11 protein-coding genes are annotated in these 10,380 nt (G+C 43.7%); 10 read left to right on the top strand and 1 reads right to left on the bottom strand.

Translation table 11 applies throughout. From position 1 onward, the window contains the following. Positions 1-7 precede the first annotated feature (7 nt). The gene (locus PG840_RS08645; RefSeq protein ID WP_270613519.1) at positions 8-877 is read left to right on the top strand and encodes a LysR family transcriptional regulator; all 870 of its coding nucleotides are present in this window, start codon (positions 8-10) and stop codon (positions 875-877) included. Here PG840_RS08645 and PG840_RS08640 read toward each other — a convergent pair. Continuing rightward, positions 874-1,758 carry a LysR family transcriptional regulator gene (locus PG840_RS08640; RefSeq protein ID WP_270205248.1) on the bottom strand — a complete coding sequence of 295 codons (885 nt, stop codon included), beginning with the start codon at positions 1,756-1,758 and terminating at the stop codon, positions 874-876. The genes PG840_RS08645 and PG840_RS08640 overlap by 4 nt on opposite strands. 223 nt (positions 1,759-1,981) lie before the next feature. On the opposite strand from PG840_RS08640, the gene PG840_RS08635 reads away from it, so the two are divergent. The 9 genes from PG840_RS08635 (at position 1,982) to PG840_RS08595 (ending at position 10,199) form a co-directional block, all read left to right on the top strand. After that, positions 1,982-2,860: a shikimate dehydrogenase gene (locus tag PG840_RS08635; protein ID WP_008375048.1), complete on the top strand. Its 879-nt coding sequence runs from the start codon at positions 1,982-1,984 to the stop codon at positions 2,858-2,860. A 72-nt stretch (positions 2,861-2,932) separates the two neighbouring features. After that, positions 2,933-4,147 carry an MFS transporter gene (locus PG840_RS08630; RefSeq protein ID WP_008375049.1) on the top strand — a complete coding sequence of 405 codons (1,215 nt, stop codon included), beginning with the start codon at positions 2,933-2,935 and terminating at the stop codon, positions 4,145-4,147. Positions 4,148-4,165: 18 nt separating this feature from the next. Next, positions 4,166-4,930, top strand: coding sequence for a type I 3-dehydroquinate dehydratase (gene aroD, locus PG840_RS08625; protein WP_270205249.1), 765 nt, complete (start codon positions 4,166-4,168; stop codon positions 4,928-4,930). Between the two features lie 282 nt (positions 4,931-5,212). Continuing rightward, the gene (locus PG840_RS08620) at positions 5,213-5,728 is read left to right on the top strand and encodes a TRAP transporter small permease (protein ID WP_055155619.1); all 516 of its coding nucleotides are present in this window, start codon (positions 5,213-5,215) and stop codon (positions 5,726-5,728) included. Continuing rightward, on the top strand, positions 5,713-7,002 hold the full coding sequence (locus PG840_RS08615; protein ID WP_055260595.1) for a TRAP transporter large permease: 1,290 nt from the start codon (positions 5,713-5,715) through the stop codon (positions 7,000-7,002). The genes PG840_RS08620 and PG840_RS08615 overlap by 16 nt, the downstream gene beginning before the upstream one ends. 11 nt (positions 7,003-7,013) lie before the next feature. Further along, on the top strand, positions 7,014-8,021 hold the full coding sequence (locus PG840_RS08610; RefSeq protein WP_055297273.1) for a TRAP transporter substrate-binding protein: 1,008 nt from the start codon (positions 7,014-7,016) through the stop codon (positions 8,019-8,021). A gap of 142 nt (positions 8,022-8,163) precedes the next feature. After that, the gene (gene efp / locus PG840_RS08605) at positions 8,164-8,721 is read left to right on the top strand and encodes an elongation factor P (protein ID WP_022220387.1); all 558 of its coding nucleotides are present in this window, start codon (positions 8,164-8,166) and stop codon (positions 8,719-8,721) included. Between the two features lie 251 nt (positions 8,722-8,972). Next, positions 8,973-9,806 carry a DUF5688 family protein gene (locus tag PG840_RS08600; protein ID WP_270205250.1) on the top strand — a complete coding sequence of 278 codons (834 nt, stop codon included), beginning with the start codon at positions 8,973-8,975 and terminating at the stop codon, positions 9,804-9,806. 15 nt (positions 9,807-9,821) lie between these two features. After that, on the top strand, positions 9,822-10,199 hold the full coding sequence (locus PG840_RS08595; RefSeq protein WP_055155615.1) for a PBECR2 nuclease fold domain-containing protein: 378 nt from the start codon (positions 9,822-9,824) through the stop codon (positions 10,197-10,199). Positions 10,200-10,380 lie beyond the last annotated feature (181 nt).

Genomic DNA, 10,380 nt, shown 5'->3' with positions numbered 1-10,380 from the left:
TTATTTAATATTCGTTATACTAGCACATATAGAACACTATACCAGAGCGGCGGAAATGCTGTCCATTACGCAGCCAAGTCTGAGCCATGCCATCAGTATGCTGGAGCAGGAGCTTGAGACAAACCTGTTTGAAAAAAGAGGGCGTAACGTTGTACTGACAAAGTACGGAAAAGTATTTCTGGAATATGTAGAAGAAGCTTTAAAGATTCTGGACAGTGGTGTAAAAAAGACAAGGGCGTTGACAAGTGACACCGGCGGGGTGATCGATCTCGCATATATTTTTACGCTTGGAAGTGTATTTGTTCCACAGCTTGTAGGCGGTTTTTTGAAGGAACACGAAGACTGGGATGTGAATTTCCGTTTTTCTGTCGGAAATACGACAGAGATCATACAGGGGTTGAAAGAGGAGAAGTATGACATCGCTTTCTGCTCGCGAAAAGAAAAAGAATCCGGGATTGATTTTGTACCGATCGCTAAGGAAAAATTGGTTGTTGTTGTTCCAAGAGACCATGAGCTTGCCGGAAGAGGATCTGTTGATCTGAAGGAAACACTTCCTTATCCCCAGGTATATTTCACCAAGAACAGCGGGCTCAGACCGGTGATCGACCAGTTGTTTGAACAGACCGGAGGGACGCCGAAGATAGCATATGAGATTCTGGAAGATGCATCGATGGCAGGTCTTGTGGCAGAAAATTTTGGAATTGCGGTAATGCCGGAGATTCCTATACTTAAAAATCTGAATGTAGATGTACTGGATATTGAGAATCCACCATATGAACGTTATATATATCTGGCGAAGCTGAAGGAAAAATATCTGGCGCCGGTTGTAAAAGAATTTATTGAATATGTAAAAGAAAGCAATGGGAAGGCACTTTAATAGGCCTTCCCATCTCTTTTGACAAACTGGATGAAACGTTTGACAGCGGGAATCTGGTATTTGTCGCGGATGTATCCCATATAAACGGTGTGGGTAAGGTCTGCATCGGCAAGCGGGAGTACGGTTACATTTGCCTGATCAACCGCATCGACCCTGGCAACAAGGGCGATTCCGAAATCTTCGGCAACCAGGGCAGCAATTGCGTTTTCATCCGGACACTCACAGATGATGTTTACCTTCAGCTTCTTTTCTTTATAGAAGTTACGGGTGAAGCCACCGAGTCCGGAATAGCGGTCATACCCGATCAGAGGATAGTCGGTAAGGTCACTGCAACAGACGGATTCTTTCTGGACAAGAGGATGTTCTTTTGGAGTAATTACAACCATATTCTGGTTCAGAATGGGTACAAAGGAAATATCCGGTTCATCCGCAACGAAAGAACCAAAGATCACATCGTGGCGGTCGGATTTGAGCCCCTGGATCATATCTGCAGTGTGCGTTTGGTTAAAATTGAAGGTTACATGCTTGTTGCGGTCTATATCCAGGAAGGATCGCACTGTATGCGGAATATAGTAGTTTGCCAGCGGAAATACATAGGCGATATCAATATGTCCGCCGCTTCCGGCAAGCTGCTTCATCTTATGCTCGGCAATATGTACCTCCTCGAGGATCCGGTTGACATGTTCCAGGAAGACGCGGCCGGATTTGGTGAGGACAACATTGCGTCCCTGATGTTCAAAAAGCATCAGTCCAAGTTCTTCTTCCAGAAGCGACATGGACCGGCTGAGGCTTGGCTGGGAGATCTTAAGTATTTCTGCAGCCTGCCGGAAATGCTGCAGGGTTGCTACTTTTTGGAAATATTCAAGCTGATTTAGCGTCATGGTAAAAAATCCTTTCTATATTATATAAAATAATCATACCATAACTGATGCCAAAAAACTATCAAAAACACATATAAGATGTATTTGAACTATCAAATGATATCGTCTATAATTTAACTATCAAGAGGTTGTTTAAAAATTAACAAAAATTGGGCAAACGTTAAAAACATTCTCAAAGAACAAAGAAATAAATTTCGATGGAAGAAGAAAAGGAGAACAAATCATGGCAGAGAGAATTACAGGACACACAGAACTTATCGGACTTATGGCTTATCCAATCAGACATTCAAGCTCACCGGCAATGCATAATGAAGCATTTGCTTACCTTGGACTGGATTATGCTTACCTTGCATTTGAAGTTGACAACAGCACACTGGAAGATGCAGTAAAAGGACTTCGTGCTCTGAAAATGGTAGGATCTAACGTGTCTATGCCAAATAAAACAGTTGTTGGACAGTATCTGGACAAATTATCTCCGGCAGCAGAGCTTTGTGGAGCAGTTAACACAATCGTAAATGAAGATGGTGTTTTAACAGGACACATCACAGACGGCATCGGATTCATGCAGGCATTAAAAGATAACGATATCGATGTGATCGGAAAGAAGATGACAATCGCAGGCGCAGGCGGAGCTGCTACAGCAATTGAAATCCAGGCTGCACTTGACGGCGTAAAAGAAATCTCTATTTTCAATATTCATGATAAATTCTGGGCAAATGCTGAAGAAACAGTAAGAAAGATCAATGAAAAGACAAATTGCAAAGCTACTCTTTACGATCTGGATGACAAAGAAAAATTAAGAGAAGAAATGAACGATTCATACATCTTCGTAAACGGAACAGGTGTTGGTATGAAACCACTGGAAGGAATGTCAGTTGTACCGGATAAATCATTCTTCCGTCCGGAACTTATTGTTATTGATGTTCCTTACTCACCACTGGAAACAAAGATGCGTTCTATGGCAAAAGAAGTTGGATGTAAGACAATGAACGGTCTTGGAATGATGTTATTCCAGGGAGCAGCAGCATTCAAACTCTGGACAGGAAAAGAAATGCCGATCGAACACATGAAAGAAGTATTAAACATCAGATACGATGATTAATACCCGGCAGGCTTGTATTGAATTTAAGAAGAAATCGAAAAAATTTGAAAAACAGGAATGTGAGGAAAAGAGATGAATAAGAAATACATACCCAGCGCCCTGATCCTTTATTTAAACTACTTTATCCATGGTGTCGGATGTTCCATCCTTGGACAGGCAGTCATCAAGGAAGCACTTGCCGCTTCCTGGGGCGTAGAAGTTATGGCAATCACTGCAATTTCAGCAGCACTCGGACTTGGACGTCTGATCGCGCTTCCGTTCGCCGGACCGCTTTCTGACAAACTCGGACGTCGTATTTCAACAGCGATCGGTAGTGGATCCTATGCAATCTACCTGATCGGACTTGCACTTGCATTTAATGCAGGAACAAATGGCGGATACCAGATCGCATATATCTGTGCAATCGTTGGTGGTATCGCAAACTCTTTCCTGGATACAGGAATTTACCCGGCTGTTTCAGAAATCATTTACAAAGCACCGGGCGTTGCAACTATGGGGATCAAATTCTTTATTTCTGTATCGCAGATGCTTTTACCGTTCGTACTTGGTGTAACTGTCGCTACAACAGCAACAGGAGCAACCTCTTACAACACACTGTTCTATGCATGTGGAATCGCTTATCTTGTACTTCTGGTACTGGTTATGATCTTCCCACTCCCGGATACAGATCAGAAAGCAGCGGGAAAGAAAGAAGGCCTGATCGACAGCTTAAAGCATACCCATTTCTCTGTAGAATCCATCGCAATGATCCTGATCGGATTCACATGTACAGGTACCTTCCAGTTATGGCTGAACTGTGCACAGAACTTTGCAAAAGAGAATGTTGGCTGGGCTGATCCGTCCATCATGCAGACATACTATTCAGCAGGAACAATGCTTGCACTCGTTGTAACTGCACTTTTAACAAGAAAGATCAAAGACGTAAGATTTATCCTGGGATACCCGGTAATCTGTCTTGTAACAATGATCGCTGTTCTGGTTGGAAAGAGCCAGACACTTATGATTGCAGGTGCATTCCTGATCGGATGGGCAGGAGCAGGCGGACTTCTTCAGATCGCAACTTCTGTATGCAACATGCTTTTCCCGAAGATCAAAGGAACTGTAACAGCACTTGTTATGATCGCATCTTCCCTGTGTAACTACACCATCCTTACAGCAGCATCCAAAATGCAGCCGTCACAGGTTATGGTTATGAATATCGTTCTTACAGCAGTTGGAGTCCTTCTTGGATTATTTGTAAACTTACGTTATACTAAGATGGTAGAACAGGCTCAGGCTGACAACTAGAAAAAGGAGAAAACAGACATGAGTAAATATGTAGAAGTTCGTGGCGTTAAGATCGGTGAAGGAGTACCTAAAATCTGTGTACCGATCGTCGGAAAGACAAAAGAAGAAATTCTTGCAGCAGCAAGATCTTTTGAGAATGTTGCGCTTGATGTTGTAGAATGGCGTGTAGACTGGTTCGAAGGTGTATTTGACTTCGCACAGGTTGAAGATGTATTAAAAGATCTTCGTCCGGCACTTGGCGAAACTCCGATTCTTTTCACATTCCGTACTTCCAAAGAAGGCGGCGAAAAAGCAATCGAAGCTGACGCATATGCAGAGCTGAACAAGAAAGCAGCAGCAACAGGACTGGTTGACCTTGTGGATGTAGAAGCATTTACAGGGGACGAAGTTGTAAAAGATATCATCGAAGGCGCGCATGCACACGGCGTAAAAGTTGTTGCATCCAACCATGACTTCGATAAGACACCGGACAAAGACGATATCGTAGGACGCCTTGTGAAAATGCAGGAACTCGGCGCAGATATCCCGAAAATTGCAGTAATGCCACAGTGCAAAAAGGATGTACTTACACTTCTTGAAGCAACACGTGAAATGGCAGAAGAACATGCAGACCGTCCGATCATTACAATGGCTATGGCAGGTACCGGACTGATCAGTCGCCTGTGCGGTGAAGTATTTGGTTCAGCACTTACTTTCGGGGCAGTAGGAAAAGCTTCTGCACCTGGACAGATGAATGCATCAGATTTAAGAGAAATCCTGACTCTGATCGATAAGAGCATCTAGTGAAGAAACATCCGGAGAAGTCCTGTGGCGGATCCGTTATGTTTAACCTGAATGAAGAGTGAAAAAGGCAGGATAAAGACCCGCAGTCATACCGGGGATTCCGGTGGATTGCGGGCCTTTATCATATTCTGGTTTTGTTAAAAAACTAACCGATTTCTGAAAGTGAAAAAATTATAGAAAATTTTGCTATTTAAAGAGATAAAAGCAAATAGAAAAAATAGACAAATTCTTCGGTAATTGATATCATTTTTGTATGATTACATGAATGGAGGGCAAATGAGAATGAAGAAAACAGTAATCTGGCTGGATAACTATCTGGAAGAATTTTTTATGGTGATAAGCCTGATCCTGATGACAGTGATCATGGGGATCCAGGTGTTTTCCAGATATGTACTCGGCTCAGCGCCGTCCTGGTCGGAGGAGATTACCCGTTACCTGTTTGTATGGTCGGGATTTTTGAGCGTCAGCTATTGCACAAAAAAATGTATTTCCATTAAGATCGAACAGTTTGTGTCAATTTTCCCACGAAGAGGGAAGGCACTTTTTAAACTGGTCAACCATACCTTTGAACTGATGGTATTTCTTTACCTGATACCGTTTGCGTTTAAGTATATGATGTCAGCAGTAGAGAGCGGACAGGTAAGTCCGGCGTGCCACATCCCAATGTATTATGTGCAGGCAGCACCGCTTGTAAGTTTTATCCTGGTAGCGATCCGTATTATCCAGCGGTGGTTTGCAGAATTAAAAGTAGTAAGAGAAAAAGATGAGAAAGGAGAAAAAGCATGCCGGCAGCAGTAGTATTTATCTTATTTGTAATCTGTCTGATCATTGCCATTCCGGTATCAATCGCGCTTACGATCGCATCGGTCCTTCCGGGTGCTTTTGATCCATCCTTCACAGCCAGCGGACAGTTTGTGATCCGTTCTATGCTGGGAGGAATTGACAGCTTTCCGCTCCTTGCGGTTCCGATGTTCGTACTTTCCGGAATCATCATGGCAAGAGGCGGCATTTCCAAAAAATTATTTGATGTATTTTCCTATTTTCTTGGAAATCTGACAGCGGGTCTGCCGTGCGCGGTCATTGTAACCTGTCTGTTTTATGGTGCAATTTCAGGCTCCGGACCGGCGACGGTTGCAGCAGTCGGAAGTATGACGATCCCGATTCTGATCGAGCTTGGATACGATAAGGATTTTTCCGCGGCGATCGTAGCCGTGGCAGGTGGTCTTGGAGTTATTATTCCACCAAGTATTCCGTTTATCATGTTCGGAAGTGCTTCCGGTGAATCAGTAAGTGACCTGTTTATCGCAGGGATCATTCCGGGACTTCTGATCGGCGGACTTCTGATGGTCTATGCAGTTTATTACTGTAAAAAGAATGGAGAGGACAAAGAAAAGATCCAGAAAGTAGTCGGAGAACTTCATGAGAAAGGACTCCTGAAGGTTTTAAAAGAAAGCTTCTGGGCACTTTTGAGTCCGGTTATCATTCTGGGATGCATCTATTCCGGAATCGCATCGCCGACAGAAGCGGCAGTCATTTCAGTGTTTTACGCACTGATCGTCAGCCTGTTTATTTATAAGACGATGACGTTTAAAGATATCTGGCCGGCACTGGTGGAAGGCGTGCGCACCTATGCACCGATCATGTTTATCCTTGCAGCATCGATTGCATTTTCAAGAGTTCTGACTTTGATGCAAATCCCACAGATGGTAAGCACCTGGATCCTGACGCACTTTACCAATAAGATCGTCCTGCTTCTGGTGATCAATGTATTCCTTCTGATCGTGGGAATGGTCATGGATACCACACCGGCAATCCTGATCCTGACACCGATCCTTCTGCCGATCGTAACAGCAGTCGGCATGAATCCGATCCACTTTGGAATCATGATGGTTGTCAACCTTGCAATCGGATTTGTAACACCGCCGATCGGAGTCAATCTGTTTGTGGCAAGCTCGCTTACAGATATCCCGATCATGCGCATTTCCAAACATGCGATGCCAATGATAGGCTACTTCCTTGTTGCACTTTTGTTAATTACATTTATCCCGGCGATCAGCCTGGCACTGATATAGGAGGTAGCAGCATGAAGAAAGCAGTAAGAATGGCGGTAGCGGCAGGAATGTGTGCGGCACTTGCACTCAGTGCGGGGTGTCAGAAAAAGACGGTTGCGGATGATGAAGTACAGCGATATGCATGGCCGCTTGCAACGGCAAGTCCGGAGGATACCGTAACACAGATCTATGCAGAAAAATTTGCGGAAGAAGTAGAAGAATTAAGTGATGGCAAGATGAAGATCCAGGTCTATCCGAACGGTACGATCGGAGGGGACAGGGAGCTTCTGGAGAGCTGTAAGGATGGGGACATTCCGTTTGTGATCCAAAATACCGCACCGCAGGTAACCTTCATGCCGGACCTTGCGGTGTTTGATATTCCGTGCCGATTCAGTACGATTGATGAAGTACGTGAAAAGGTAGATGATCCGGAGTTCTATGGGCTTCTGGAGGATGTCTATGAGAATGGCGGGTATAAGCTCCTTGGCTATGCAGACCAGGGATTCCGTGTCATGTCAACGAATAAAATGGTCGAATCATTGGCTGATTTTAAAGGACAGAAGATCCGTACCATGGAGAATTCCTACCATATGGATTTCTGGAAAAAACTGAAAGCATCTCCGACACCGATGAGTTTCAGTGAGGTGTATATCGGGCTGCAGCAGGGAACCATTGATGCCCAGGAGAATCCATACGAGGTTATCGTATCCAACAAGCTTTATGAACAGCAGGATTATGTGGTGGAAACCAATCACCTGCCGCATCTGATCTCTCTGATCGTCAGTGATGAATTTTTTCAGGATCTGCCGGAAGATAAGCAGGCAATCCTTGTAGAAGCTGCTGAGATCGCCAAAGAAGAGGCTCGCCAGGCATCGGATGACCGGATTGCAGACAAGATCAAAGTAATTGAGGACAGTGGAACACAGATTGTTACACTTAGTGATGAACTGAGAGCGGAAATCCGTGAGGCAGTGCAGCCGGTTTACGATGAAATCGAGAAAAATGTGGATAAAAAACTCTATAATGCCTATATGAAATAGCAAAAAAATACGGAAAATCAGGGAAATCTGTAATTGATTGAAATTTTTTGTTGAAAAATAGAGTTTTTTATTATAGAATTATAAGTAATGTATATAAAAAGTAAAAGGAATGCCCCAGGGCATATATAAGGAGGATATTACAATGATTTCAGCAGGCGATTTTAGAAATGGTCTTACAGTACTGATCGAAGGTAACATTTATCAGATTCTGGAATTCCAGCATGTAAAACCGGGAAAGGGAGCAGCTTTCGTTAGAACAAAACTTAAAAACATCATCAGTGGTGGTGTAGTAGAAAAGACTTTCCGTCCGACAGAGAAATTCGATACCGCTCATATCGACAGAAAAGATATGCAGTATCTGTATTCTGATGGTGAACTCTATCACTTCATGGATGTTGAGACATTCGACCAGATCGCAGTTGATGGAGATACAGTAGGAGATTCCCTCAAGTTTGTAAAAGAGAACGAGATGGTTAAAGTATGTTCACATGAAGGTAACGTATTCTCAGTAGAGCCGCCGATCAGTGTGGAACTTGAAGTTACAGAGACAGAGCCGGGAGTAAAAGGTGATACAGCTACAGGTGCTACCAAACCGGCTATCGTTGAGACCGGAGCAAGTGTTCTTGTACCGCTTTTCGTTAACCAGGGTGACAAGATCAAAATTGATACCCGTACAGGAGAGTACAGTTCAAGAGCATAATCCTTTCGTCATAATTCACAAAATTAAGACAGAGATAAAAGCCGAAAGCAGAGGCAAGTCCTCATGCTTTCGGCTTTTTTGCATGTCAATGCCATTTTGGAGAGGAAAAGAATGTTCTTGTAATCTGAAAAAAGGGCAGATATAATTGGCAGTACACACCTGCTTGAATGCAGGTGATATTCAAATCATAAGCTGCCTTAAGATGGCAGAAAAGGTTCTTTGCGGCGCATGGCTTTCAGGAAGGAGAACGGATGAATTATACAGAATTTATGAATGCTATGTTATGCGAGATCAGAGGACAGGTAGATGCGCAGGTGAGGACGGAGCTGTACACCGTGACGAAGAATAATGGAACCAGAAGAACAGGGATTCTTTTTAAGCAGGAGGACAGCAACCTTGCACCGACGATCTATCTGGAGGAATTTTACCAGAAGTACCTGAAGGGGCAGCAGGTACCGGATTTGGCAGATTCCATTTGCAGTATTTATCAGGAGATACGGGTGAAGAAGACCTGTGATTGTCAGAATCTGTTTGATTTTAATCATGTAAAAGAGCATATCGTGTACAAGCTGATCCGGCGGGATGCCAACGAAGAACTGTTAAAGCAGATTCCTTATGAGCCGTTCCTGGATCTGGCAGTGGTCTATTATATCCAGATAGACAACACACGCTTTGGCTCGGCGGCGATCCAGATCCGCAACGAGCATCTGCGGTACTGGCGTGTGGAAAAGGAAGAGATCCGCCGTCTTGCCGAGAAGAATACACCGCGGATCTATCCGGTGCAGATCCGGCAGATTGTGCGCTTTATGTATGTGGCGACGAACGAGCAGTGCAGTCTGGGGGCAGCAGTGATGCGGTATCCGGCTTTCCGGGAAAAGGTCAGGGGGATGATCAGAGGGGATTTCTATATCCTGCCAAGCAGTATCCATGAAGTGATACTGGTGCCGGAAAGCTTTGGACTGGAGCCGGAGCGGATGCAGGAAATGGTAAAAGAGATCAATCAGACCGGAGTGGTACCGGAGGAAGTGCTTTCGGATTCCGTGTATTACTTTGATGGGGAGGAGATTCGGATCGTGGCGAAGTAGGGATAGATTATAAACGTGTATAGAGTAGGGAAAATTGACAGGGAAATATACCATTGTATAGCAGAGGATATAGTAACAGATGAAGTTATTATAACTGTTGTGCAGATTATGCATATTCGGGAAAGACATCCCAATGATTATGAACTTTTTTCTACATACTTTGACGAGATAATACGGGATCCGGATTATATAATTGAAGCGAAGAAACCCAATACAGCGTTGATACTAAAAGAAATTAAGGACGTTAAAGAAGTATTTAAAATGGTTTTACGTTTGATTACATCAAAGGATAATCTGGACTACAAAAATTCAATTATCACATTTATGAAAATAGATGATAAGGAATGGAACAGGCTGCTGCGCAACAAGAAAATTCTTTACAAAAGAGAATAATATTGATATACTGAATGTAGAGAAAAATTCATTCATATGATTATCTAAGGTGGAAGATTTCGTGCGATCCACACGCCGATGGTATAGACAGGGGAAACCTGAGAGATGCAGGAGAAGCGCACGCCTGCTGGATAATCATTTGAAGAAGACTTAAAGAGGTGTCGCAGGTTTGCGGCACCTT

Origin of the sequence: Coprococcus sp. AM97-35, assembly GCF_027697525.1 — a bacterium.
GTDB classification, from domain to species: Bacteria; Bacillota; Clostridia; order Lachnospirales; family Lachnospiraceae; genus Allocoprococcus; species Allocoprococcus comes.
This window is presented reverse-complemented; position numbering and strand designations above follow the sequence as displayed.